Source organism: Streptococcus mitis subsp. hohhotensis (assembly GCF_000722775.1).
In the GTDB taxonomy this organism is placed as follows: domain Bacteria; phylum Bacillota; class Bacilli; order Lactobacillales; family Streptococcaceae; genus Streptococcus; species Streptococcus carlssonii.
The window spans coordinates 435,836-460,204 of sequence record NZ_JPFZ01000009.1 but is presented as its reverse complement, the minus strand read 5'-3'; the positions used below and the strand labels follow the sequence as shown (position 1 = coordinate 460,204).

General features: G+C 38.4%; 26 protein-coding genes, 1 tRNA gene and 2 pseudogenes. 10 read left to right on the top strand and 19 right to left on the bottom strand.

Annotation, left to right across the window (positions count from 1 at the left end; all coding sequences use genetic code 11):
* Positions 1-468 precede the first annotated feature (468 nt).
* From SK608_RS12070 to nox, 4 genes are all read right to left on the bottom strand, one after another.
* Complete coding sequence (locus SK608_RS12070; RefSeq protein WP_474104173.1) at positions 469-654, bottom strand: transposase; 186 nt, start codon at positions 652-654, stop codon at positions 469-471.
* The gene (pdxT, locus tag SK608_RS04970; RefSeq protein ID WP_033677015.1) at positions 651-1,238 is read right to left on the bottom strand and encodes a pyridoxal 5'-phosphate synthase glutaminase subunit PdxT; all 588 of its coding nucleotides are present in this window, start codon (positions 1,236-1,238) and stop codon (positions 651-653) included. Before pdxT ends, SK608_RS12070 begins: the two co-directional genes overlap by 4 nt.
* Positions 1,239-2,114 (bottom strand): pyridoxal 5'-phosphate synthase lyase subunit PdxS, encoded by an 876-nt coding sequence (pdxS, locus tag SK608_RS04965; RefSeq protein WP_000138517.1) that lies wholly within the window; start codon positions 2,112-2,114, stop codon positions 1,239-1,241.
* A 151-nt stretch (positions 2,115-2,265) separates the two neighbouring features.
* On the bottom strand, positions 2,266-3,645 hold the full coding sequence (gene nox, locus SK608_RS04960; protein ID WP_033677012.1) for a H2O-forming NADH oxidase: 1,380 nt from the start codon (positions 3,643-3,645) through the stop codon (positions 2,266-2,268).
* Positions 3,646-3,952: 307 nt separating this feature from the next.
* On the opposite strand from nox, the gene SK608_RS04955 reads away from it, so the two are divergent.
* Genes SK608_RS04955 through SK608_RS04940 form a run of 4 tightly spaced genes read left to right on the top strand, consistent with a single transcriptional unit; the run spans position 3,953 to position 7,091 of the window.
* Positions 3,953-4,876 (top strand): FAD:protein FMN transferase, encoded by a 924-nt coding sequence (locus SK608_RS04955; RefSeq protein WP_033677010.1) that lies wholly within the window; start codon positions 3,953-3,955, stop codon positions 4,874-4,876.
* 59 nt (positions 4,877-4,935) lie between these two features.
* Positions 4,936-5,541 carry an NADPH-dependent FMN reductase gene (locus SK608_RS04950; RefSeq protein WP_033677008.1) on the top strand — a complete coding sequence of 202 codons (606 nt, stop codon included), beginning with the start codon at positions 4,936-4,938 and terminating at the stop codon, positions 5,539-5,541.
* Positions 5,542-5,559: 18 nt separating this feature from the next.
* Positions 5,560-6,798: an NAD(P)H-dependent oxidoreductase gene (locus SK608_RS04945; protein WP_033677006.1), complete on the top strand. Its 1,239-nt coding sequence runs from the start codon at positions 5,560-5,562 to the stop codon at positions 6,796-6,798.
* A complete protein-coding gene (locus SK608_RS04940) occupies positions 6,798-7,091 on the top strand; it encodes a solute carrier family 23 protein (protein WP_261055666.1) in 294 nt (97 codons plus the stop codon). The genes SK608_RS04945 and SK608_RS04940 overlap by 1 nt, the downstream gene beginning before the upstream one ends.
* 173 nt (positions 7,092-7,264) lie before the next feature.
* On the opposite strand, the gene ffh is transcribed toward SK608_RS04940, so the two are convergent.
* The 3 genes from ffh to SK608_RS04925 form a co-directional block, all read right to left on the bottom strand.
* The gene (gene ffh, locus SK608_RS04935) at positions 7,265-8,836 is read right to left on the bottom strand and encodes a signal recognition particle protein (RefSeq protein ID WP_033677003.1); all 1,572 of its coding nucleotides are present in this window, start codon (positions 8,834-8,836) and stop codon (positions 7,265-7,267) included.
* 11 nt (positions 8,837-8,847) lie between these two features.
* Positions 8,848-9,180 carry a putative DNA-binding protein gene (locus tag SK608_RS04930; RefSeq protein ID WP_000402066.1) on the bottom strand — a complete coding sequence of 111 codons (333 nt, stop codon included), beginning with the start codon at positions 9,178-9,180 and terminating at the stop codon, positions 8,848-8,850.
* 91 nt (positions 9,181-9,271) lie between these two features.
* On the bottom strand, positions 9,272-9,649 hold the full coding sequence (locus SK608_RS04925) for a YwiB family protein (protein WP_082242415.1): 378 nt from the start codon (positions 9,647-9,649) through the stop codon (positions 9,272-9,274).
* 71 nt (positions 9,650-9,720) lie between these two features.
* On the opposite strand from SK608_RS04925, the gene SK608_RS04920 reads away from it, so the two are divergent.
* Together SK608_RS04920 and yidA are read left to right on the top strand one after the other, a co-directional pair.
* Entirely contained in the window at positions 9,721-11,049 is a 1,329-nt protein-coding gene (locus SK608_RS04920; RefSeq protein WP_033677000.1) for an HD domain-containing protein, read from the top strand.
* 12 nt (positions 11,050-11,061) lie between these two features.
* Positions 11,062-11,868, top strand: coding sequence for a sugar-phosphatase (gene yidA / locus SK608_RS04915; RefSeq protein WP_033676997.1), 807 nt, complete (start codon positions 11,062-11,064; stop codon positions 11,866-11,868).
* Positions 11,869-12,104: 236 nt separating this feature from the next.
* On the opposite strand, the gene SK608_RS04910 is transcribed toward yidA, so the two are convergent.
* From SK608_RS04910 to SK608_RS04865, 9 genes and pseudogenes are all read right to left on the bottom strand, one after another.
* Positions 12,105-12,590 carry an MFS transporter gene (locus SK608_RS04910; RefSeq protein ID WP_235202153.1) on the bottom strand — a complete coding sequence of 162 codons (486 nt, stop codon included), beginning with the start codon at positions 12,588-12,590 and terminating at the stop codon, positions 12,105-12,107.
* Positions 12,587-13,144, bottom strand: coding sequence for a CYTH domain-containing protein (locus SK608_RS04905; protein ID WP_033676995.1), 558 nt, complete (start codon positions 13,142-13,144; stop codon positions 12,587-12,589). Before SK608_RS04905 ends, SK608_RS04910 begins: the two co-directional genes overlap by 4 nt.
* 234 nt (positions 13,145-13,378) lie before the next feature.
* Positions 13,379-14,244 (bottom strand): annotated as a pseudogene (locus SK608_RS04900) (helix-turn-helix domain-containing protein).
* Positions 14,245-14,937: 693 nt separating this feature from the next.
* Positions 14,938-15,009, bottom strand: a tRNA-Arg gene (locus SK608_RS04890).
* Between the two features lie 42 nt (positions 15,010-15,051).
* Positions 15,052-15,399: a 50S ribosomal protein L19 gene (gene rplS / locus SK608_RS04885; RefSeq protein WP_001068669.1), complete on the bottom strand. Its 348-nt coding sequence runs from the start codon at positions 15,397-15,399 to the stop codon at positions 15,052-15,054.
* Positions 15,400-15,517: 118 nt separating this feature from the next.
* Entirely contained in the window at positions 15,518-15,847 is a 330-nt protein-coding gene (gene crcB, locus SK608_RS04880) for a fluoride efflux transporter CrcB (protein WP_033676994.1), read from the bottom strand.
* On the bottom strand, positions 15,841-16,215 hold the full coding sequence (gene crcB, locus SK608_RS04875; RefSeq protein WP_033676992.1) for a fluoride efflux transporter CrcB: 375 nt from the start codon (positions 16,213-16,215) through the stop codon (positions 15,841-15,843). Before crcB (SK608_RS04875) ends, crcB (SK608_RS04880) begins: the two co-directional genes overlap by 7 nt.
* The gene (locus SK608_RS04870) at positions 16,212-16,478 is read right to left on the bottom strand and encodes a chorismate mutase (protein ID WP_033676990.1); all 267 of its coding nucleotides are present in this window, start codon (positions 16,476-16,478) and stop codon (positions 16,212-16,214) included. Before SK608_RS04870 ends, crcB (SK608_RS04875) begins: the two co-directional genes overlap by 4 nt.
* Positions 16,479-16,593: 115 nt before the next feature.
* Positions 16,594-17,037, bottom strand: a complete 444-nt coding sequence (locus SK608_RS04865) for a flavodoxin (protein ID WP_001162128.1) — start codon at positions 17,035-17,037, stop codon at positions 16,594-16,596.
* 103 nt (positions 17,038-17,140) lie between these two features.
* On the opposite strand from SK608_RS04865, the gene SK608_RS04860 reads away from it, so the two are divergent.
* Positions 17,141-18,076 carry a DHH family phosphoesterase gene (locus SK608_RS04860; RefSeq protein WP_033676988.1) on the top strand — a complete coding sequence of 312 codons (936 nt, stop codon included), beginning with the start codon at positions 17,141-17,143 and terminating at the stop codon, positions 18,074-18,076.
* Between the two features lie 95 nt (positions 18,077-18,171).
* Complete coding sequence (locus SK608_RS04855; RefSeq protein WP_000710764.1) at positions 18,172-18,414, top strand: type B 50S ribosomal protein L31; 243 nt, start codon at positions 18,172-18,174, stop codon at positions 18,412-18,414.
* A gap of 161 nt (positions 18,415-18,575) precedes the next feature.
* Here the strand turns inward: SK608_RS04855 and SK608_RS04850 are convergent.
* From SK608_RS04850 to SK608_RS04840, 3 genes and pseudogenes are all read right to left on the bottom strand, one after another.
* Positions 18,576-19,018: pseudogene (locus SK608_RS04850) on the bottom strand (imelysin family protein); the annotation flags it as partial.
* A 168-nt stretch (positions 19,019-19,186) separates the two neighbouring features.
* Positions 19,187-20,584 (bottom strand): N-acetylmuramoyl-L-alanine amidase, encoded by a 1,398-nt coding sequence (locus SK608_RS04845; RefSeq protein ID WP_033676984.1) that lies wholly within the window; start codon positions 20,582-20,584, stop codon positions 19,187-19,189.
* A 13-nt stretch (positions 20,585-20,597) separates the two neighbouring features.
* Positions 20,598-21,503, bottom strand: a complete 906-nt coding sequence (locus SK608_RS04840; RefSeq protein ID WP_033676982.1) for a helix-turn-helix domain-containing protein — start codon at positions 21,501-21,503, stop codon at positions 20,598-20,600.
* A 249-nt stretch (positions 21,504-21,752) separates the two neighbouring features.
* Here SK608_RS04840 and SK608_RS04835 point away from each other — a divergent pair, with 249 nt between their 5' ends.
* Positions 21,753-22,988: a CAP domain-containing protein gene (locus SK608_RS04835; protein ID WP_033676980.1), complete on the top strand. Its 1,236-nt coding sequence runs from the start codon at positions 21,753-21,755 to the stop codon at positions 22,986-22,988.
* Between the two features lie 45 nt (positions 22,989-23,033).
* The gene (locus tag SK608_RS04830; protein WP_033676978.1) at positions 23,034-24,362 is read left to right on the top strand and encodes an N-acetylmuramoyl-L-alanine amidase family protein; all 1,329 of its coding nucleotides are present in this window, start codon (positions 23,034-23,036) and stop codon (positions 24,360-24,362) included.
* Positions 24,363-24,369 lie beyond the last annotated feature (7 nt).

Here is a 24,369-nt window from a genome sequence, read left to right as displayed (position 1 = left end):
GTTTAACCGCCATTGATTTTAACTCATTACCTACATCTCAAAAAAATTTAAAATTGTCTTAATCTCCTTTATTGTGTCGCTTTTGGAATTTTTTTGGTATAAACTTCTACGCGCATCCTATGGAGCAAGACAGACTCATAGCTTCACACATAATAGAACGAGTATCTCCATCTGTAGAGATACTCGTTTTTTGCTATTTTCGAAGTAATCTTTTTGACCAGTCCTATACATCATTTTTATACTCAACGAAAATCAAAGAGCAAACTAGGAAGCTAACCGCAGGTTGCTCAAAGTACAGCTTTGAGGTTATAAATAAGACTGACGAAGTCAGATCAAAACACAGTTTTGAGGTTGTGGATAGAACTGACGAAGTCAGTAACCATACCTACGGCAAGGTGAAGCTGACGTGGTTTGAAGAGATTTTCTAAGAGTATTAAGCAGTATAGAATAGTATTTTAACTCCATCCCCTAAAGTGCTCCCAATAAAAGATACTTGAACACTATATTCAGCATATAAGCTTTATGCCCTAAGTCAAAACAATCATTCTTTTCTAATTTATCGTAAATAAATCTAAAATCACAGAATACTGTCAGATGACTTAAAAAATGATTCTTTGGAAAAAGCGAATCGAAACTTGATTTATCACTTTTTATTCCACTATCTTTTCTTTACACATATTGATAAAGTACTGGTGCAAGCGCACATCATCAGTCAATTCTGGATGAAAAGAGGTCACCAGCATATTTTTTTCTTGAGCAGCAACGATTTGATCGTCAACTGTTGCTAGAATTTCTACACCCTCTCCAACACTACTGATAATTGGACCACGGATAAAGGTCATTGGAATCTGACCGACTCCCTTACATTCTGCTTCCGTGTAGAAACTTCCTAGTTGGCGCCCATAGGCATTGCGCTCGACCACCATATCCATAGTTCCAAGATGACTTTCTTCCTGAGAAGTAATTTCCTTAGCCAGCAAAATTAATCCCGCACAGGTTCCAAAGACTGGTAAACCAGATAGAATGGCTTCTTGAATGGGAATCAGCATGTTCTGGTCTCGTAAGAGCTTGCCCATGGTTGTAGATTCCCCACCAGGTAATATCAATCCCGACAAGTCACTCTCATGTTTCTGAAAATCATCTAGATTTCTGATTTCAACACTCTCAACACCTAATTGCTCTAGTACTTTTGCATGCTCTGCAAAGGCACCTTGCAAGGCCAATATTCCGATTTTCATCTATTTTCCTCGCTCAGCCATGAGAATTTGGATTTCATTTTCATTGATACCAACCATGGCTTCTCCTAAATCTTCAGAGATTTGGGCTAGGATTTGAGGATTTCGGAAGTTAGTCACAGCCTTAACAATGGCACTAGCCCGTTTAACAGGATCCCCTGACTTGAAAATACCTGAACCGACAAAGACCCCCTCTGCCCCTAATTGCATCATCAGCGCAGCATCTGCTGGCGTTGCAACGCCTCCAGCTGCGAAGTTTACAACTGGCAATTTTCCATGTTCATGAACATATTGAACCAATTCAACAGGGACTTGCAAGTCCTTGGCAGCAACATAAAGCTCGTCCTCTCGTAGGTTTTGAATTCGACGAATTTCCTGATTCATCATACGCATATGACGAACAGCTTGGACGATATCTCCTGTCCCTGGTTCTCCTTTAGTACGAATCATGGAAGCACCTTCAGCGATACGACGCAAGGCTTCACCCAAGTCCTTAGCTCCACAGACAAAAGGTACTTGAAATTCTTTCTTGTCCACATGGAAACGGTCGTCTGCTGGAGATAAAACTTCACTCTCATCGATATAGTCAATTTCAATAGCCTCTAAAATCTGAGCCTCAACAAAATGCCCGATTCTGACCTTGGCCATTACTGGAATACTAACCGCTTCTTGAATTTCCTTAATCATCTTTGGATCGCTCATGCGGGAAACTCCTCCAGCTGCACGAATATCAGCTGGAATCCGCTCCAAGGCCATCACAGCTGCCGCACCAGCAGCTTCTGCGATACGGGCCTGTTCAGGATTCTGAACATCCATGATTACACCGCCCTTGAGCATCTGTGCCAAGTTTTTATTTAATTCATAACGATTTTCAGTCATTTCTTTTTCCTCATCATTTATATTGGTAGCTACCATTTCATTTTAAGTTAGATTAGAATGAAGTACAAGATAAAAAAAACGTAATTGTATGGGTACAGATTGGCTAAAAAACTATCTGACCTTAACTTAAGGCCAGATAGCTCATTCATTTTTATTTTTCAGCTGTAAGTGCAGCCATTGTGATGTAGTTGTAAGGTTTGTTGAAGTGTGGCAAGAAGAAGAGGTCTGTCAATGCCAATTTATCAATTGTCACATGCTCTTGGATAGCAAGAGAGAACATATGGATTCCCATGCTGATTGCAGAATCGCGTGAGACCATTTGCGCACCAAGAATTTCACGGCTATCTTTGTCAAAGACAATCTTGATGGCAACTTCATGGTTGTCATGCTTCATAAATTCTGGTTTTTGAAGATCGTTAAAGCCTGTTTCAGTTGCGTTGTAACCAGCAGCTTTAGCTTTTTCAAGAGTCAAACCAGTTGAAACCATGTGAAGACCGTAGATTGAGATACCATTTGAACCTTGAACACCGATTCCTTCCAATTCATGTCCACATGCGTTATATGCACCAACGATACCAGTACGAACAGCATTTGAAGCAAGGGCGATGTAGCTTGTGTCTTTACGAGCGTTGTCATAAACAGTCGCACAGTCACCAACGGCAAATACACCAGGAAGTGAAGTTTCTTGTTTCTTGTCTACAAGGAAAGCACCGTTACGGAAGAGTTCAATCTTACCATCAGCAAGAGCTGTATTTGGACGGAAACCAACTGCAAGGATAACCATGTCCACATCGAAAGTTTCTTTATCAGTAATCAAGCGTTCAACTTTACCGTCACCTTCGATTGCTTTAACAGTTTGACCAAGCGCCAAGCGGATGTTGTGGTCTTCCAAGTTCTTCGCCATCATTTGTGTGAAGTCTTTGTCATAGTAACCGTTCAAGACAGTATCAACAATATCGACAAGGACAACTTCTTTTCCAAGACGTTCAAAGGCTTCAGCAAGTTCAACACCGATGTAACCACCACCAACAACGGCGATACGGTCGAGGTGCTGGCTCTTGTCAGCAAGTTTATTGATAACTTCTTCAGCATTTTGGTACAATTTCACGAATTGTACGTTTTCAAGAGTTGCTTTAAATTCGCGGTTGCCTTTAACAATTTCAACACCTTCGATTGGTGGCAAGATTGGTGTAGAACCTGTAGCAAAAATCAATTTCTCGTATGATTCTTTGTGCTCTTTTCCTTCAACTTCTGCTGTAACTACTTTGTTATCATAGTCGATTGAAAGAACTGGTGAGTTCATGTACACCTTAGCACCTTTAGCTTCCAATTTTTCTTTATCAGAATAGAACAAGCCTTCAGCACCGTCAATTTGTTCACCGATCCAAAGGGCCATTCCACATCCTAGGAAAGAGATGTTAGAGTTTTGGTCAAATACAACGATTTCATTCTCATTTCCAAAGTTATCCAACATAGTATTAATACATGCTGTACCAGCGTGGTTAGCACCAACTACAACGATTTTACTCATAGAAAAATTCCTACCTTCAATTTTAAATTTACTCTTCTAGTATAACATTTACTGTTAGCGTTTACAAGACTTTAGCTGATTTTCCCGATTTTTTTGTAAAAAAATGTAAATAATCTGTACCTTAACACGGATTCTTGCAATTTTTCTTCATTTCTTGAGCATATTTCTTGACATCTTTACAAATTTTATTTGTGAAAACGCTGACTTTATGGTATGCTAGTATCATGGAAAGAAAATGTAAGGGGTTCATTTTTCATAAATTTACTATATTTCAACCTTCTTTTCATAAGAGAAAGGAGTTGGTAGCTTGCCTCTTAGTTCACATTCTGAACGCCTAATGGGAACCACTATCACTATTTCATTAGTGGATGAGCGAGCCGATATCTTGCTCCAGAAATCCTTTGATTTACTCAGAGATTTAGAATACCGCTTCAATGCCAATAGCCAAGAATCTGAGTTGATGGAAATAAATCATCAAGCTGGAATAGCCCCCGTCAAGGTTCATCCAGACCTGTTTGAACTGATTTCACTTGGGTTAGAGCATAGCCTAGCGCCCTCTAGCCATCTCAACATCAGTATTGGTCCCTTAATTCAAACCTGGCGTATCGGTTTTTCAGATGCCAAAGTTGCCCAACCTCAAGAAATTGAATCGGTGCTCCCTTTAATCAATCCTCATTATATCGAGTTAGATTCTTCTACTTCTACTGTGCTTTTAAAACAGAAAGGAATGAAGATCGATCTAGGTTGTTTAGCCAAAGGATACAGTGCAGATAAGGTCGCCCAATTTCTGAGAGCAGAGGGAGTGACTTCTGCTTTGATTAATCTGGGAGGGAATATCCTGACCATTGGAAAAAATCAGGCAAGAGGGAATCAACCTTGGCAAATCGGGATTCAAGACCCAGCCAATCCAAGGGGAAATCACTTAATGACTATCCCTGTTGTCAATCAATCTGTCGTTACTTCAGGCATTTATGAACGTCACCTAACAGTCGATGGAAAAGATTACCATCACATTTTTGACAGTCAGACAGGATATCCTGTTGAAACAGAACTCGCTAGTCTCACAATCATCTCTGATAAGTCAGTTGATGGTGAAATCTGGACAACTCGACTCTTTGGAGAAAGACCTGCTTCTATCCTCTGGCAAGTCGAAAGTTTGGAGGGAATCGAAGCGATTCTGATTGATAAGGAAGGTCACCTAAGCTGTTCTTCAGGAATCCCTACTCTATAGAGACAACTGTTTCAATGGAGTTTTAAAATCGTATTATGTAAAAAGAGAAAGGAAATCTCATGTTAAAACTTATTGCTATTGTTGGAACAAATTCAAAACGTTCTACAAACCGTCAATTGCTTCAATACATGCAAAAACACTTTGCTGACAAAGCTGAAATTGAACTTGTTGAAATCAAGGATATCCCTGTCTTTAACAAGCCAGCTGACAAGCAAGTACCTGCTGAAATTCTGGAAATTGCTGCTAAAATCGAAGAGGCAGATGGCGTTATTATCGGTACTCCTGAGTATGACCACTCTATCCCAGCTGTTTTGATGAGCGCTCTTGCTTGGTTGTCATACGGTATTTACCCACTTTTGAACAAACCAATCATGATTACTGGTGCTTCTTACGGTACGCTTGGTTCATCACGTGCTCAAATGCAACTTCGCCAAATCTTGAATGCTCCAGAAATTAAAGCAAGTGTCCTTCCAGATGAATTCTTGCTTTCACATTCTCTTCAAGCCTTCAACCCAAGTGGAGATTTAGTAGATCTTGATGTTATTAAAAAACTGGATGCCACTTTTGACGACTTCCGTATCTTTGTAAAAATCACAGAAAAATTGCGCAACGCACAAGCCCTACTTCGCAAAGATGCTGAAGACTTTGACTGGGAAAATTTGTAAGATAGGAGACCAAAAAGAATGAAATTTGTTGGACTTGTAGGATCAAACTACGATCAATCATATAACCGTAAACTCTTGGAATTCATCCGTCGTCACTTCAAACTCAAATTTGAATTAGAAGTTCTCGAAATTGACGAAGTTCCAATGTTTAACCAAGACGAAAAATGGGATGAAAACTTCCAATTGCGTCTCTTGTATAACAGAATTACTCGTGCTGATGGTGTCATTATTGCTACTCCTGAGCACAACCACACAATCTCAGCTTCTCTAAAATCTGTTCTTGAATGGCTTTCATACGAAGTTCATCCATTTGAAAACAAACCAGTCATGATTGTGGGAGCTTCTTACTACGACCAAGGTACTTCTCGTGCCCAAGTTCACCTTCGTAAGATTCTTGACGCTCCAGGTGTTAATGCCTATACGCTTCCAGGTAACGAATTCCTTCTTGGTAAAGCTAAAGAAGCTTTTGATGTTAATGGAAATATCACAAATGAAGGAACTGTTAATTTCCTTGAAACATGCTTGGACAACTTTGTAAAATATGTGGGAGTCGTTTCAAAATTGAAAAAACCAAAACCAATTGAGCCAGAAGATTTATATTGTACAAATTCAATTGCAACTACCATCCAAGGTGTTGATCCAGATGATCCTGAATGGGTAGAAAAAGCTGCCGAACTTGTTGGAGCTGTTTCTGGAGATACTTACGTTAAATTAGACCACGGTATCTTGACAGTTAACCAAATTGATATGTTCTTGAAGGCAATGCCATTTGAATTGACATTTGCAGATGATAACAATCAATTCTTGTACTTTAATAACGCACACCAAGACCCAGATACAATGTTTGGTAAACGTGTACGTGCTCAATCAGGAAATAGATTAGGAACAGTACACGGTACATTGCCAGATTCTAGAATGAAAAACGTTGAATGGGTTGTCGGCGTATTGCGTAACGGGGATCAAGAATATGTCCGTACAATTGTGCCGGGAACACCTGAAGGTGTTATTAACACCCATAATTACCAAGCAATGTACTATCCAGATGGTTCATATGCTGGAATCAATGAAATCATCTTTAATTTCCAACCATGGCTTGACTGGTACCTCAATACAACTGGTCAACGCCTAGTTGGTGGAAATGCTGCAGCTCCTGCTGGAGGACATGGCGGAGCAGATGCTACATCTGGAGCTTCTGATTCAGGTGATGCTGGAGGTCACGGTGGTGGCGCAGACGCTACATCTGGAGCAAGTAACTAATTAATAGTTTTAGGAACCATTTTGGTTCCTTTTTTGGCTCTTTGTCAACTGTACTTGGTGGTATGTCAATCCTTCTCTATGGGGTTATCGCCAGCAACGGTTTGAAAGTCTTAATCAAAGAACGTGTAGACTTCAGTCAAATGCGTAACCTCATCATCGCAAGTGCTATGTTGGTCCTTGGACTTGGAGGAGCTATCCTTAAACTTGGTCCAGTTACCCTTTCAGGTACTGCCCTATCAGCCATGACAGGAATCATCTTGAACTTGATCTTGCCATACGAAAATAAAGACTAAGAATCTAAATACACCTAATCTACTCAGACAACTGAGTGGATTTTTCGTATATCATAATAAAAGTGTATTAACAAAATTATTAAAATCAAAAAATGCATAATATCAGGTGTTCATAAACCTTGATACTATGCGTTTTATTATAATATTTGCTTTATTTGGCTCAATCTCTTGTCTTACTTACGTTTCTTCTTTGCTTTCTTCATTTTATTAGCCATGCGTTTCATGGACTGTTTCATAGCAAATTCACCGATTTTACCCTTGAGTCCGCCACCAAACATCTGACTCATATCTGGCATTCCTGCTCCTCCGAGAGCTGACAGGTCAGGCATACCACCTTGTCCCATCATTCCTTCAAGGGCAGACATATCCATTCCTCCCATATTTGGCATATTTTTAGGAAGGTTGTTTGGATTGATTCCCATCTGCTTCATCATCTTGTTCATGTCGCCAGACATAACACCTTGCATGAGTTGTTTAGCCTGGTTAAAGTCTTTAATGAATTTATTGACTTCGACAAATGTATTTCCAGAACCTGCGGCAATACGACGACGACGGCTTGGATTTAACAAATCTGGATTTTCACGCTCTTCAGGCGTCATAGAAGAAACAATGGCACGTTTGCGCGCAATCTGGCGCTCATCCACCTTCATGTTTTGAAGGGCTGGATTGTTGGCCATACCTGGAATCATCTTGAGCAAGTCTTCCATCGACCCCATGTTTTGCACCTGATCCAACTGATCAATGAAATCATTGAAATCAAAGGTGTTTTCACGCATCTTCTCAGCCATTTCAAGGGCTTTTTGCTCATCGTATTCCTGAGAAGCTTTCTCAATCAAAGTGAGCATATCCCCCATGCCAAGGATACGGCTAGACATACGGTCTGGGTGGAAGGTCTCAATGTCCGTAATCTTTTCACCTGTACCAGTGAACTTGATTGGTTTTCCGGTAATGTGACGAACAGATAGAGCCGCACCACCACGAGTATCACCATCAATCTTGGTAAGGATAACCCCAGTCACTTCCAACTGAGCATTAAACTCACGCGCAACATTGGCTGCTTCCTGACCAATCATAGCATCAACGACAAGCAAGATTTCGTTTGGTTGAGCCAAGGCTTTCACGTCACGAAGCTCATTCATGAGGAGCTCATCAATCTGCAAACGACCTGCCGTATCAATCAAGACATAATCGTTGTGATTGGCTTGGGCTTGTTCCAAACCTTGACGTACAATCTCAACAGCTGGAACCTCTGTCCCAAGTGCGAAGACAGGCACATCAATTTGTTGTCCAAGAGTTTTGAGCTGGTCAATGGCAGCTGGACGATAGATATCTGCCGCAATCATCAAAGGACGGGCATTTTCTTCCTTCTTGAGTTTGTTGGCCAATTTACCAGCAAAAGTTGTTTTACCAGCCCCCTGCAAACCAACCATCATGATGATTGTAGGAATTTTAGGTGACTTGATAATTTCTGCCGTGTCAGAACCTAAAACAGCTGTCAGTTCCTCATCAACGATTTTGATAATCTGTTGGGCAGGATTGAGGGTATCAATGACTTCGTGTCCGATTGCACGCTCACGAACTTTCTTGATAAAGTCCTTTACAACAGGCAAGGCAACGTCGGCCTCAAGCAAGGCCAAGCGAATTTCTTTGGTTGCCTCTTGGACATCAGATTCAGAGATTTTTCCTTTTTTACGTAGATTTTTAAAGACGTTCTGTAAACGTTCTGTTAAACTTTCAAATGCCATGTTTCTTCCTCTTATTCTCTATTATCAATGCTTGTTAAAATTTCTATCTGCTCCTGCAGAAAGTCATCCTTGGGATAGCGCTCCAAAATCTGGTCAAAAATCTGACTACGGACAATGTAGTCCGAGTACATGTGCAATTTCATCTCATAATCTTCCAGAATCTTTTCTGTCCGCTTGATATTATCATAGACAGCCTGACGACTGACACCAAACTCCTCGGCAATCTCAGCAAGGCTGTAATCATCAGCGTAGTAGAGCTCTATATAATTCATTTGCTTATCTGTCAAAAGCGCCGCATAAAATTCAAAGAGCGCATTCATACGATTGGTTTTTTCGATTTCCATAACTTTTATTATACCAAAAAATAGCCTAATCTACCACATTAGCAGGCTAATCCGAGAAGATAGCTAGCAAAAATTTGAAAAAAACAAGAGACTAACCCCAAGTAATTTCCAATTGATAGCGGGCAAAGGGTTGCCCCTCTTGATTTTGTAGTTGATAATCTAAATGAATCTTTTGTCCATCAACTTCATAACGGTTCGTTTGGATGATAAACTCCTGCATGCCCATAGGTGTGGGAATATAGGCTAAACTATCACTATCCTTTAAAAAGCGCATAATGGTCTTGGGACTCGAAAAACGTGTCATCACCAGTTCTTGAGCATGAAATTTAATCACTACTTTTTCCTTTTCCTCATTGTAGAAAAGCAGATAGCTATAATCTCCCTTCTCATGCACTTCAACATCATATAGCTGGTCAATCACTTCCAACTGCTCATCAAACTGAATCGTATTTCGCATCCGAATCTTCACATCTAGTCCTCTTTCTTGTCTCTTGTCCTACTATTTTACCAAAAATATCAGGATTTTGCTATAATGGTCATATGAACGAAAAAGTATTCCGTGACCCAGTTCACAACTACATCCATGTCAATAATCAAATCATCTATGACTTGATTAATACAAAAGAATTTCAGCGTTTGCGTCGTATCAAACAACTGGGAACTTCCAGTTATACCTTCCACGGTGGGGAGCACAGCCGCTTCTCCCACTGTCTAGGAGTCTATGAAATTGCACGACGTATCACGGAGATCTTTGAAGAAAAATATCCAGAAGAATGGAACCCTGCCGAGTCTCTCTTGACCATGACCGCTGCTCTTTTACACGACCTTGGGCATGGTGCCTACTCCCATACTTTTGAACATCTCTTTGATACAGACCATGAAGCCATTACTCAGGAGATTATCCAAAGTCCTGAAACGGAGATTATCCAAAGTCCTGAAACGGAGATTCACCAAGTCCTGCTACAAGTTGCGCCAGACTTTCCAGAAAAGGTTGCCAGTGTCATTGACCACACCTATCCTAATAAGCAGGTCGTGCAGCTCATTTCCAGTCAGATTGATGCGGACCGCATGGACTATCTCTTGCGCGACTCCTATTTTACAGGAGCATCCTATGGGGAATTTGACCTGACTCGAATCCTCCGAGTGATTCGTCCTGTCGAAAATGGTATCGCCTTTCAGCGCAATGGCATGCACGCCATCGAAGACTATGTTCTCAGTCGCTACCAGATGTATATGCAGGTCTATTTCCACCCAGCAACACGCGCCATGGAAGTTCTCCTGCAAAATCTCCTCAAACGGGCTAAGGAACTCTATCCTGAGGACAAGGACTTCTTTGCACGAACTTCTCCACATCTCCTGCCTTTCTTCGAAAAAAATGTGACCTTGTCTGACTATCTGGCTCTGGATGATGGTGTGATGAATACCTATTTCCAACTCTGGATGACCAGTCCTGACAAGATTCTTGCAGACCTGTCGCAACGCTTTGTCAACCGCAAGGTCTTTAAATCCATTACCTTTTCACAAGAGGACCAAGACAAACTTGCTAGCATGAGAAAATTGGTTGAGGACATCGGCTTTGATCCCGACTACTACACTGCTATTCATAAGAACTTCGACCTCCCTTATGATATCTATCGTCCCGAATCTGAAAATCCGCGGACACAGATTGAAATTTTACAAAAGAATGGAGAACTGGCCGAACTCTCTAGCCTGTCTCCTATCGTCCAATCCCTTGCTGGTAGTCGTCACGGAGATAATCGTTTCTATTTTCCGAAAGAAATGTTGGACCAAAACAGCATCTTTGCAAGTATTACCCAGCAATTTTTACACTTGATTGAGAACGATCATTTTACCCCAAATAAAAACTAAAAGAGGAAATTTATGAGTATTAAACTAATCGCCGTCGATATCGACGGAACCCTAGTCAACAGCCAAAAGGAGATCACTCCTGAAGTCTTTTCTGCCATCCAAGATGCCAAAGAAGCTGGTGTCAAAGTCGTCATTGCAACTGGTCGCCCCATCGCAGGTGTTGCCAAACTTCTGGACGACTTGCAGTTGAGAGATGAAGGCGACTATGTCGTGACCTTCAATGGTGCCCTTGTCCAAGAAACTGCTACAGGCCATGAGATTATCAGCGAATCCTTGACCTATGAGGATTATCTAGATATGGAATTCCTCAGTCGTAAGCTTGGCGTTCACATGCACGCTATTACCAAGGACGGTATCTATACTGCCAATCGCAATATCGGAAAATACACTGTGCACGAATCAACCCTCGTCAGCATGCCTATCTTCTACCGTACACCTGAAGAAATGGCTGATAAGGAAATCGTCAAGTGTATGTTCATCGATGAGCCTGAGATTCTCGATGTTGCGATTGAAAAAATTCCAGCAGAATTTTACGAACGCTACTCCATCAACAAATCCGCTCCTTTCTACCTCGAACTCCTTAAAAAGAATGTTGACAAAGGTTCAGCTATCACTCACCTAGCTGAAAAACTAGGATTGACTAAAGATGAAACCATGGCTATCGGTGACGAAGAAAATGACCGCGCCATGCTGGAAGTCGTTGGAAACCCCGTAGTCATGGAAAACGGAAATCCAGAAATCAAAAAAATCGCCAAATACATCACTAAATCTAATGATGAATCTGGCGTTGCCCATGCCATCCGTACGTGGGTGCTGTAAAATAATTTGAATATAGAAAAAGCACTCCATAAGTTAGAGATAATGTACTGACCCCAAAAGTTAGACAGAAAAAATCTTACTTATGGGGTGCAGTTTAAAATTCAGTATTTTTGGTTTCTAGTTCTATCTCCTTAATAATTATTAAATCTGAAAAAGGTAGTACATTATGTAAAACCTTTTTCAATTTTTTATTTTACTACGAATTAATATTATTTTTTCTAATGATAATTAATCCACTAATCTTCCTTTATAAATATTGCAGTTCTTTTCTTAGTTAGCTTTTTTTCATAACTCTTTATAAGAATAACCAATAAACTACTTAGTAATCCCAAAATAACTAGACTTAATCTCGGGTTTAAAAGCCAATTAAAATAAGCAGCCAGTATCCCTCCAAAAGGAGCAAAAATGGTAGCTATTACAAAAGAACTAGAAAGTATCTTTCCAATATTATACACAGTACTTTCTTGTTGCTGTATTGTTGTAATCGAAACAGAAGCTATTGTAATTAATCCGCTCAAAATTGAATAACAAATTCCAAAAAATATCCAATTTTCTACTATTCCACTCGCCATAATGACAAGTGGGATGGTTGCCATTGATATATTCATCAATATAAAGGCATCCTTCTTATTCAAAAAAGTAGAAAGAAGGGTTACTGCTATCAAACTACCAAATCCAGCAATTGAGTAAACAATCCCAACAAGACTATTTGATAATTTCAATTACGTCCATTTTTTTCTCTCATTAATTGGACATAGCCCTTTGTTTCTATTTTTGAATTTAAAAACGAGAACTCTCCGCACATTTTCTCATAAAAATTATTATAATCTTCTTTTGAAAAATCTCCTAAAATCTCTATTTCAAGATAAAATCCAAGACCATCAATCTGATCTAGATTAATCGTTTTATTTTCTAATACATCATGATAAGTCTTTCTATGTTTACTTATTGTGAAAATATTTGAAAAACCATCTTGCAAGATATTCCTTACAAATTCTAATTTTTCAGATTCTAACTCTATTTCACTTTCACTCCACATTCCTTGTTTTATCGTATCTTTTCTTGTGAAAACACATGCCTTATCATCAGCTTCTTGACGAATTCTGTAAATAAAGCTACCTACCTCATCATTTTCAAATTCTCTTCCTTTTGTTTTAAAATATTCATCAACTTGCTTATTTTCACACTTAAATTTATAAGATTTTTCTAAATATGCAATAGCATTATTATAATCCCTCTCATCGTTAAGTTCAAATCTAACTTCTAATTCATTCATTAATTTTACCTCTCAATTCTTCAAAGGCTGAAGTCTCTTTAAATTCACTCAGTCTATAGTAAGTTTCTGGTGATGTTTTATGGACACAAAGCCTAATATTTTCTTGCACACATTTTAGCACTTCAATATAATACTGTCAAGATTTTCGATAATATTTTTTTATTTATTTTTATTAAATACATATTTGTATTATTTTGGATTTAAAAAACGATGCTTAATTGAACATCGTCTTTACTATTCTGTTATATCTGCAATGTAATGCTCAATTTTTAGAGCTATTGACATATTGCCCTCAAGCTTATATAGAAAATAAGCCGTTTCAAAGTACTCTTTTACTGCAACTTTAGAAGAAAAATTCTTACTGACATTTCCCATCAATAAATACAAATCAGCCAAAAGATATGTTGTTCTATACGTCTTACATTGCTTTATCGTATCTGTGATTTTAGTAATAGCTTCTTCAGTATTATTCTGCAACCATAGGTAGCGACAAACATTATAATTAAATTTAATAGAAAGGTTTAATTCTTCGATTGTGTTTAACTTGAGTTGATTTACTTGATACTCTAACTTTTCTCAAATTTCATTAAAACTTTCTAAATCTTCAATATCATAATAAAAATTGAATAGAGTATTTGAAACCTGAAGGTAGGTCAAGTCAGATACACTTAACTGAGACAGTACCTTCTCCAATCTTGCCACAGCCTCCTCTTTTTGCCCGTAGAAATAAAAATCTATAAGAGATTTTATCCACTCCATATAAAACTTATCTACTAGAGACAAGCGATGTACCTTTACACTCTCTAGTTCATATATATATTTCAGAGACTCATAATTTCGATTTGTGATAAATGTCTGGGCTAACTTCTTAAACTCTGATAGCTCATCAATCTCCTCTCCAATCTCCTCATTAAAAAAATAATCTATACTAACTTTTAACTTCTTAGACAGAGCATATAAAAAGTCTGCTCCTGGAGAAATTCTCCATTCTCCAATCGACTAATCTGTCCCTGTTTGCATATCCCCTCAGCCAATTTTCGCTGAGACATTTTTAATTCTTTTCGTCTATTTTTTAATCTTGTTGCTAAAAGTGTGCCCACGTTTGCATTTTCCTTTTCTATTTGATTTCAATTTCAATTGTAACACGATTAAATTTTAAATACAAATTAACAAAACAAAAGATACAAATTATATATAAGCAATGACTAGATATGTTATTTTTGAAAACCTATCCCTCCTTCTTTTGAGATTTTCTTACTCAAACGATTGATAAACGTATTCACTTTAAATGGATTAGATATTAGACTATCATGTTTAAATTTTGTTATTGATATATTTAACAGACCAGAAATAATCTTTTACAACATATCAAATTCAGGGGAACAATAACGATTTTCCCCATTTTTTAGGCTCTCTATTTCATAACAATCAATTCTTTTTGTCACATACCTTAGCCCGAAAAATCCACACTAAATCTTTTTGAAAGCTGTTTAAAGCTTTGTACTTACTTTCTGAGTTCATAGATCTGAACCTTTACCTCATTTGTCCAATTCCATAATAAAAATAAGGACATTCTAACAAAGGAAGTCCTTATTTTTTAACTAATAGATGTCAAAGTTACTATGCAGATCCACTTTATTCTGTAATCATTGATCAAAATATAATTTTTTGTAAAATTTTGATTATGAATTAGTCAAGGAAAAAATACTAACCTATTTTAAAAAACTAAATTGTAATGATTGCCTATAAATAAACACTTTGAATATTCTTTATTTTTCTTAATTTACTAAAAATGCCCCCTGCAGGAATCGAACCTGCAACTACTCCTTAGGAGGGAGTTGTTATATCCATTGAACTAAGGGAGCTAGATAAAAACTCTGCTGAAAAAGCAGAGTTTTTTAGTCGAATTAACGACGGATTTCTTTGATACGAGCTGCTTTACCTTGAAGAGCACGCAAGTAGTACAATTTCGCACGACGTACTTTACCATAACGAACAACTTCGATTTTTTCAACACGTGGAGTGTGGATTGGGAAGATACGCTCAACACCTACACCGTTAGAGATTTTACGAACTGTGTAGTTTTCTGAGATACCAGCACCTTTACGTGCGATAACAACACCTTCAAAAATCTGGATACGTTCACGGTTACCTTCGACAACTTTCGCATGTACACGAACAGTGTCACCAGGACGGAATGATGGGATATCTGTACGAAGTTGACCTTCAGTCAAGCTTTGGATTAATGGATTCATTTTATTCTCCTATCTTTGTCAATCTTGAGGAATCTTCCTCAGCGGATAAACTGTATTTTTGTGCGTCCATTACACACAAGATACAGTTTACCAAATTTCCACAAAAAAGTAAAGAAATTTATAGCAGAATTCCTAAAAAAATCGCAACCAAACCACCTAGGTAGGTCAAAGTCAGGTAAACGTAAAAAACCTTCTTATCGCTTAACAGTCTTTGAAGTTCATCATTCAAGGTAGAAAAAGTTGTTAAACCTCCACAAAAACCCGTCACTAAAATAGCATAGACTTCCTTAGACTCTACATGATTGTAGAATAATCCAATCAAAAAACACCCCAAAAGATTTGCTATAAGCGTTCCAAGTGGCAATTTAGAAGATTGATTATAGCGGGAAAAGAAATAGCGCACTAAAGCTCCGAAACCACAAGCAATTGCAAGATAGACGATTACCATTTCTTCCTCCCTAGAAAATAAGCCAAAAGTGGGCCTCCACCAATACTCAAAAGCAAATACAGGACTAAACTAAGATAACGCCCTGTATCAAGCAGTTTCACAGCATCAAGCATTAGACTGGAAAAAGTTGTTAAACCGCCACAAAAGCCCGTCCCCAGTGCTAAAATAACGCCTTTACTGGTTCCCTTATAGACTAAATAGCCCTTAACAAGATACACCAAGCAGAAAATGCCTAGATAGTTAACAAGAAGGGTGCCCAAGGGGAAATCTGGGCTGGCTGGTAACCAAGTGGAAACTCGATAGCGCACAAGTCCGCCCACCATGGCAGCTAGAAAAATTCCTAGCGGATAAAATTGTTCTTTTTTCATTTGATGTTTTGATCCTGATAATCACGCGAACGTTTGAGTATGTCAGAAAAAGTCGCTACAATAGTCTCCTTATAGCGCTTATCTCCTACACGACTTCTAACCTTTTCAAAGATAATTGATTCTCTCTTGGTATCTAAAATCGGTTTACCTGATGCTTTCTTATAAGCAACTACCCCCTCAACCAAATGCATTCGTTCTTCTAACAGTTTGACAATTTGGTCATCTATTTGATCAATTTCTTGGCGAATAATATCTAAATCCATACAGTCTCCTCCTTTATTTGAATTATTGTATCAAAAAGCCATCAAATAGGCTAGTAAAATCCCAACTCTGGATAAGAAAAATGCACTGATTAATTACATCAGCGCACTTTTATGCTTATCCTACTTTAGCAGCCAATTCTTCTGCGAATTGTTCTAAGCGTTCAATATCTTCTTCCTCGGCAGAAAGATCAACTTTGACACACTCTGAACCTTTTTCTGCTCCTGTTGACACAAAGACACGGTCAAAGTCATCAACAGCCTTACAGAATTCATCGTAGAAGGTATCTCCTGAGCCGACCACTCCGTAGATTTTGCCATTCAAGTTGAGATCTGCTAGGTCTTCGTAGAAGTCCATCATCTCATCTGGCAATTCTCCATCACCATAAGTATAGGTCGCAACGATAGCGATGTCTGCTTCCAAGAAGTCTGAAGCGTCGACCGTTGTACATTCGTCAACATCGACATCCAAGCCCAAGTCACGTAATTTGTCTGCTACAATATCTGCAATTTCTTCGGTATTACCGGTCATACTGGCAAATACAATTTTTGCTAATGCCATATCGTCCTCCTCAATTTATCTTTCTCCATTATATCACATCTTTTTCATTTTAAAAATAAAAATTCTTGTGCTACAATGAAATGAGAAAGAATTGAGGTTATTTATGGACATTTGCCATCAAATTTTAGAAAAAATTAAAGAATACGACACGATTATCATTCATCGTCATATGAAACCAGACCCTGATGCCTTGGGAAGTCAAGTGGGCTTGAAAGCTCTTCTCAAACATCATTTCCCAGAAAAAGCCATCAAAGCCGTAGGTTATGATGAACCAACTCTTACTTGGATGGCTGAAATGGATCTTGTTGAAGATAGTGCCTACCAAGGTGCCCTTATCATCGTTTGTGATACGGCGAATACTGCTCGTATTGATGATAAACGCTATCGTCAAGGTGATTTTCTCATTAAGATTGACCACCATCCAAATGATGATGTATACGGTGACCTATCTTGGGTAGATACTAGTTCAAGTAGCGCTAGTGAGATGATTACCCTATTTGCAGAAACAACCCAACTTGCCTTGTCAGATCGCGCTGCTGAGTTGCTCTTTGCAGGAATTGTTGGTGATACAGGTCGCTTCCTCTACCCTTCTACCACTGCACGAACCCTCCGACTGGCGGCTTATTTGAGAGAACATAACTTTGACTTTGCGGCTCTCACCCGCAAAATGGACACTATGAGCTACAAAATTGCAAAACTTCAAGGCTACATCTACGACCATCTGGAAGTGGATGAAAATGGTGCGGCGCGCGTTATCCTGAGTCAAGAAGTCTTGAAACAATTCAATGTTACCGATGCTGAAACTGCAGCCATTGTCGGTGCACCTGGACGTATTGACAGTGTAAGTCTCTGGGGAATTTTTGTGGAGCAGGCTGATGGCCACTATCGTGTTCGCTTACGCAGTAAAATCCATCCTATCAATGAAATCGCCAAGGAACATGATGGTGGAGGCCACCCTCTAGCAAGTGGTGCCAATTCCTATAGCCTAGAGGAAAACGAAATCATCTACCAAAAGTTAAAAAACTTGCTTAAAAACTGATAAAATACTTGCCAAACTTTTCAGAATCTGATAGACTAGTATGGTAACAATCTATGGCTCGCAAAGAGACCATGGCAGAAAGGAAATATTGCAAAATGAAAAAAGATATCCATCCAGAATATCGCCCAGTTGTCTTCATGGACACAACTACTGGTTACCAATTCCTTAGCGGTTCAACAAAACGCTCTAACGAAACAGTTGAGTTCGAAGGCGAAACTTACCCATTGATCCGTGTGGAAATTTCATCAGACTCACACCCATTCTACACTGGACGTCAAAAGTTCACTCAAGCAGATGGACGCGTGGATCGTTTCAACAAAAAATACGGTCTCAAATAATAGTAAAAAGACAGCTTCGGCTGTTCTTTTTTTTGTTTCTTGAAATGAACTGCTGTTTTCATGTTCCAAACTCAAAAAAACTTTGCACTCTCGATTGCCACACAATGGTTTCTAGAGTACAAAGTTTTTTTATTAGTGCAGATTTACTCTTCCTTATCTAGATTTTCAGTTCCTTTTGTTGTATTGTCTTCCCAAAGGATACGCTCGATACGATGGAAACCTGACCAACCTTTCTCGATCTTGTTTTCGTCCATATAGTCTGCCCAACGGAAGTCAATCTTGACATCTGACTCACCAAAACTCTCAGCGATTGGTTCTGAACGCTCATAAGACATACGAATCAATGAATAGACCTTCTTGGCTTCTTCTAACTTACCTTCTTTCAAAAGTTTGACAAAGCCTTCTGTATCTGTCAACAGTTTATCAATTTGCTCTTGCAAAAAAGTCTTGTAGTCAGCAGTGGCCTTATCAAGCAATTTTTCTTATCTTCAGACAAGGCTGTCACCTTAGACGAATCGGTTGTATCTGCTGATTTTTCAAACCTAACAGCACAAGCTGTCAATAGCAAGGCTGAAGATAAAAGGACAAAACCTAGTTTTTTCATTGTTTACTCCTATTGGTTCAGGAAGCCTGAATTAATTTTACGTTTCATTATAATATGTTTTTACTCATTTTTTAATAAATTTTCAGAAAATTTAATGTTATGAATAGCATTACAAATGCAAAAAACTAAGCCTAGGAAAATCTCCAAAGCTTAGTTTGATCTAGTTTCTTAATTTCCAGCGTAATATTTTTGAATTCCTTTAATAATGCCTTCAACTAACTTATCTTGGTATTGATCACTACGGATTCGTTGGTTTTCTTCTGGATTATCCATATAACCCAATTCTAATAACACAGCAGGTTTCGCAGTCTCACGAAGAACAGCGAAGGTGGCTTGCAGAAGCCCAGCATCTCTAGCTCCTGTCTCAGTCAAGAGAGAGGAGTGAAGGTCAGCGGCCAAACGATTACTTTCACTCATTCGGTCTGGATTATTGTGCCAGTATTGATTAATTTTGCTCGGGTAACCCGCTTCTTCCTTATAAGAATAAGTCTGTATTCCCAGATTCAATGTTGTGTTATTTCCAGTAGCGTTAAAATGAATGCTAATAAAGAAGTCTGCATTCGTTTTATTTACCATACGAGAACGCTCCGTCACAAAGTCAACATCCACATCACTATCACGAGATGTTAGAACTGTATAGCCAAGTTCTTCTAAACGTTTCCGTAATTTACGAGAGACCTGTAGATTCAAATCTTTTTCAGCTATTCCATAATAGTAGGCACCCGAATCACGTCCACCATGCCCTGGATCTAGGAAAATAGTTTTACTATAGTGCCCCTTTTCAAATCCTTTTGGAAGTTCTTGCACCCATTTACCATTATCTTTGAAAAAATGGCTGCTTCCATTAATAGTATAAGTTCCAGTAACATAAACGCCATCTTCTTTAAGATAATACCAAGCTTTATAATCTTGATCATAAATCCACTCTTTGTGAGCCATGTAGCCACCAGATTTTAGATAGTAAGAGCCGACCCATTGCTGTTCAGCATAGTGTCCGCCTGACTTGAGATAAAACCAGCTAGAGTAGTTAGGATCGTACACCCATTCTTTATCTGCCATAGCCCCACTGGACTTCAGGTAATAATTTCCCTTCCAGGTATTAGCCATCATGGTACCATTTTGATCAAATGAATACCACTTACCATTGATTTGACTCCATTGATTAGACAGATATTTTCCTGAACCATTGGCGTAGTACCACTTGTTAGCCATCTGATACCAGCTATTTTCAAGTAAGTAACCATTCTTATCAAATAGGTAGCCCTCATAAAGAGTATCTGTAAATTTGACACCCGTTTGACTATAATAAGCCCACTTCCCATCTTCTTTTACCCAACCAGTTTGTAGCTTAGACTCAGTAGGAAGAGTTGGCTTTGTCTCCTGCTCACTTGAACTAGGAGTCGTTGGCTGATTTTCTGTAGTTGCTTGAGAAGCACTTGCAGAGCTAGTAGTTGAACTATCGATAGAGTTATTCGCAGAATGACTAGCATCATTAGCTAGAACTGTTTGGCTACTGAATCCAAGAAGAGCCAGAGCAAGAATCGTAAATTTCTTATATGATTTCATTTATTTAACCTTTCTAGGGAAATGGAATCCCTGTTTTATTGAGTTCTTTGACTTCCTTGATGAAAGAATTTTTTAGGGATAAAATTTCATTTTCTGGAAATAAAACTTTCATAGTATCAAGATGTTCGATAATCTGATGTCCCAGTTTTATCCCCTCTGTTTTATTTTGTCTAAGAAAATTATACACCTCATACATCTTGATAGTCATAAAAGGATATAGAGGTAAATAGTAACCAGTATGAAGAAAAATCCTGCAATACTTTATGCGATACAATTCAATTTTATCAATCAATTGTTGTGCCAAATCATAATAAGCATTTTCAGAATAATATTTAACAATTGTTCGCAGTACATCCACCAACATATGGGTTTGATTTGTAGCTAAGGGAAGGCTACTTGTAAGAATTTCAAAAACCTCTTTTTCTTTTTGTTGATACATTTGAAGGGGAAAATCAAATAAAGTACCTAAGCGTTGAAATACATGAAAGTCAAAAGGTAACCAGTAATCCATTGAAAACAGCTGTTCTTTTAGTTGTTCAAGGATTTCCCAATCCTCTTCCGTTGGAATTTTTTCAGTAGATATGAGAGTTAGTAAATGAAGGAAATTTCTAACATAAGGATTTTCATCATCTTTGACTGTCTCTTTCGCATCATCAGACTCTAAGGTTCGATCATTTCTATGTTCGACTAATTTGGTTGTCTCTTCATTTTGCATGGAAACCACAAGGATGATGTCTTCATTGGAAACAATATTCAGATTCTCAAAGATTTTAAAGAAAGTATCTGTTTTAATCATAGCTTCGCCTTTTTCAAACTTACTTAGATTATTAGGGCTAATCGCTGTACCAGCTACTTGTTTTAAAGTAAATCCTCTTTCTTCTCTCATCTTTTTAAGCGCGGGGCCGAAATTTGTAGACATAACTTTCTCCCTTATTTTATTTTAACTTCACTTTTATATTATACACTAATCATAAGTAAATAGGAGAAAAACTACGAAAACGTTCTATTTCACCTTGATTTTAGGGTGTTGATATAGAAAAACGTATTTTTTCGTAGTTTTTTTAAATTTAATAAAGTTTCTTAGTATACTAGAGGTAAATTATTATAAAGGAGATGGTGGAATTAACTTATCATAAAAACATTTATAATAAAAACAAAAGGAGACAAAATGAACAAGCAAACTAAAAAATTCACACTTGCAACAGTTCTAGCACTTTCATTATTAGGAGTTGGAAGTCTTGCACCCCAATCAGTAGCCGCTAATGATAGGCTGGCTTCCACTCAAGCAATCAATGGTCAATCTTATCATATCATGAACTCTGAAGTAAATATCAATTCTGCTGGTAATAGCTTAGTTGGAATTGAAGGAAATTTCTTGACGCCAGATAAACAAGCTATTTTAGACCGTATAAATGCTATCAGAAAAGAAGCTGTTACGGAAGGAATAGTCAGTAGCTACGTTCCCATCAAATGGTCAACTGCACTAGAGAAAACAGCCTTTTCTCGTGCAGCAGAAGCTTCTGTAACTATGAATCATAAACGTTTATCTAATAAAGATATTTGGAGTGCCTGGCCTTCAGGAAATTTTTCACTAGCCGAAAACTTAGCTTGGAACTATGATGGGTTTATGGCCGCTATTGATCAATGGTATGAGGAAAAAGCAGATTACGTCAAATCTCGTAGTGGGGCAAGTGTCTCTGGTCAAACCGGACACTACGAATCCTTAATTAATCCAGAATTAACCTATATGGGGTTGGCAGCTTTTGAAAATCCTGTCACTCAAAATGGGTGGGTTACCGTTGCACAAAGTTTCGGTACATCATCTGGTAGCTCTGAAGAACTAGCTGGTAGTTATGGAAAAGCCATTCAATACACAGAAGCAAACTCTTCTCAGATTCAAACATTTGCGACTAAGGCGAATCTTTTTGATAAAGACTTGAAGGCCATCGGAACTCATACCAGTAAGAAAATAAAACAAGGTAAGTCTAACGGGACTAATAAACCAGGTTTCTTTTTTCAAATGCAAGATATTGGTAGGGGTATGGGTTTTTGGCGACAATCTGGCTCTCGTTGGTGGTTTATGCAACTTGATGGGTCTTACCCTTACAATCAGTGGGCACAATTAGATAATATCTGGTATCACTTCGATAGTTCAGGCTGGATGCAGACAGGTTGGTTGAAAGACGGTGAGACTTGGTACTATCTCGACGGTTCAGGGGCTATGAAGACTGGCTGGCTCAAAGATAACGGTAGCTGGTATTATCTTGATAGCTCAGGAGCTATGAAAACAGGCTGGATGAAAGTATCTGGCAAATGGTATTACGCCTATAGCTCTGGTTCACTCGCAATCAATACAACGACCCCTGACGGTTATCGTGTCAATTACAATGGGGAATGGGTATAGGATAAGATTATAAAAATAGATAAAAAGAAAAGGAAAACAAAAATTATGAAAAAAATCGTTTTGACTACTACAGCAGTTTTATCACTTGTAGCAACAGGAGCTACAATTTCAAGTGTCAATGCAGCAAGTGCCGTCCCGATGGTCAAGTTCTGGTCTCCTGCAGCTAATGCTTATGTTGAAGAACCTGCTCCTGGTTATCGTGATACAGATTTAGTCGCAACAGATGTGACGCTTGTAGAAAAAAGAAAAGCACAACTTGGAGCATTTTCTGATGGTGATGCTAACTTTACAGAGGTTGATTTTGTAGACGGGGCTTATAGACAAGAATTTTCTAAGCAATTTGCAAGTTTTGAATCAAATGGCATTGCTAGATTCAACGGTAAAACAATTGTCTTTAAAGCAACAGATTATGGTATCTATACCATGAAGTTTGAACTAAATGGTACTCGCTATAAATTAACAGCCGATGTTAGAGAAAACGTGGGAAAAGGGGCACCTTTTTACACTTATGTAACCAAACTAGAAGTATTATCGACTAATCAAGCAAATACTATCTCGAATACGAGTACTGAAAAACAAATAGAAGCAACAATTACAAAGGTTGAAATTCATCATTTTGGAGTTAATTTTGAAGGTGTACTCTCAGAGCCACTACAACACGGAGGAGATAATGCAGCTAGAGGAAATGTTACTCTAATTGATAAGGCTAGCGGAAAGATTGTGTACCAACATAATAATGATGTCATCTTTAGTGGTCTAACTAATAACGTCAGCGACCAATTTCTTTTACCTTTAATCTATAGCAATAAATTTAAAGGGGATGTTTTCGATATCAGACAGTTTCCTGCCGGAACATACATCTTGGAGATGTCAGGAGAGGCAGGTTCTCCACACGATCACTCAGTTGACAACAGAAAACGTGTCTTTAAAGCTAGAAAAGAGGTGACTTTCGGAAATCCTTCGACAAATTCAAATACTAACACGACTACTCAATCTGATTCAAATTCTAATTTCTCAGGCAGTTGGGTCAAATCTGGTTCTCGCTGGTGGTACAAACACGCCGACGGTTCCTATACAACTAATGACTGGGAAAAAATCAATGGTGTTTGGTATCGTTTTGATAACTCTGGTTGGATGCAAACAGGCTGGGTAAAAGACGGTAGCTGGTACTATCTTGACGGTTCAGGTGCTATGAAGACTGGTTGGCTAAAAGATAACGGTAACTGGTACTATCTTCAAGACTCAGGTGCAATGAAAACTGGTTGGATGAAAGTAGCTGGTAAATGGTACTATGCTTATAACTCTGGTGCACTCGCAATCAACACGACTACACCTGATGGCTATCGTGTCAATTACAACGGTGAGTGGGTTTAACATACAA

What these genes read in the sequence shown, in the direction of transcription:
- pdxT (WP_033677015.1), bottom strand. Translation starts at nt 1,238, where the DNA reads ATGAAAATCGGAATATTGGCCTTGCAAGGTGCCTTTGCAGAGCATGCA.
- pdxS (WP_000138517.1), bottom strand. Translation starts at nt 2,114, where the DNA reads ATGACTGAAAATCGTTATGAATTAAATAAAAACTTGGCACAGATGCTC.
- nox (WP_033677012.1), bottom strand. Translation starts at nt 3,645, where the DNA reads ATGAGTAAAATCGTTGTAGTTGGTGCTAACCACGCTGGTACAGCATGT.
- SK608_RS04950 (WP_033677008.1), top strand. Translation starts at nt 4,936, where the DNA reads ATGTTAAAACTTATTGCTATTGTTGGAACAAATTCAAAACGTTCTACA.
- SK608_RS04945 (WP_033677006.1), top strand. Translation starts at nt 5,560, where the DNA reads ATGAAATTTGTTGGACTTGTAGGATCAAACTACGATCAATCATATAAC.
- ffh (WP_033677003.1), bottom strand. Translation starts at nt 8,836, where the DNA reads ATGGCATTTGAAAGTTTAACAGAACGTTTACAGAACGTCTTTAAAAAT.
- SK608_RS04930 (WP_000402066.1), bottom strand. Translation starts at nt 9,180, where the DNA reads ATGGAAATCGAAAAAACCAATCGTATGAATGCGCTCTTTGAATTTTAT.
- SK608_RS04920 (WP_033677000.1), top strand. Translation starts at nt 9,721, where the DNA reads ATGAACGAAAAAGTATTCCGTGACCCAGTTCACAACTACATCCATGTC.
- yidA (WP_033676997.1), top strand. Translation starts at nt 11,062, where the DNA reads ATGAGTATTAAACTAATCGCCGTCGATATCGACGGAACCCTAGTCAAC.
- SK608_RS04905 (WP_033676995.1), bottom strand. Translation starts at nt 13,144, where the DNA reads ATGAATGAATTAGAAGTTAGATTTGAACTTAACGATGAGAGGGATTAT.
- rplS (WP_001068669.1), bottom strand. Translation starts at nt 15,399, where the DNA reads ATGAATCCATTAATCCAAAGCTTGACTGAAGGTCAACTTCGTACAGAT.
- crcB (WP_033676994.1), bottom strand. Translation starts at nt 15,847, where the DNA reads ATGGTAATCGTCTATCTTGCAATTGCTTGTGGTTTCGGAGCTTTAGTG.
- crcB (WP_033676992.1), bottom strand. Translation starts at nt 16,215, where the DNA reads ATGAAAAAAGAACAATTTTATCCGCTAGGAATTTTTCTAGCTGCCATG.
- SK608_RS04870 (WP_033676990.1), bottom strand. Translation starts at nt 16,478, where the DNA reads ATGGATTTAGATATTATTCGCCAAGAAATTGATCAAATAGATGACCAA.
- SK608_RS04865 (WP_001162128.1), bottom strand. Translation starts at nt 17,037, where the DNA reads ATGGCATTAGCAAAAATTGTATTTGCCAGTATGACCGGTAATACCGAA.
- SK608_RS04860 (WP_033676988.1), top strand. Translation starts at nt 17,141, where the DNA reads ATGGACATTTGCCATCAAATTTTAGAAAAAATTAAAGAATACGACACG.
- SK608_RS04855 (WP_000710764.1), top strand. Translation starts at nt 18,172, where the DNA reads ATGAAAAAAGATATCCATCCAGAATATCGCCCAGTTGTCTTCATGGAC.
- SK608_RS04845 (WP_033676984.1), bottom strand. Translation starts at nt 20,584, where the DNA reads ATGAAATCATATAAGAAATTTACGATTCTTGCTCTGGCTCTTCTTGGA.
- SK608_RS04840 (WP_033676982.1), bottom strand. Translation starts at nt 21,503, where the DNA reads ATGTCTACAAATTTCGGCCCCGCGCTTAAAAAGATGAGAGAAGAAAGA.
- SK608_RS04835 (WP_033676980.1), top strand. Translation starts at nt 21,753, where the DNA reads ATGAACAAGCAAACTAAAAAATTCACACTTGCAACAGTTCTAGCACTT.
- SK608_RS04830 (WP_033676978.1), top strand. Translation starts at nt 23,034, where the DNA reads ATGAAAAAAATCGTTTTGACTACTACAGCAGTTTTATCACTTGTAGCA.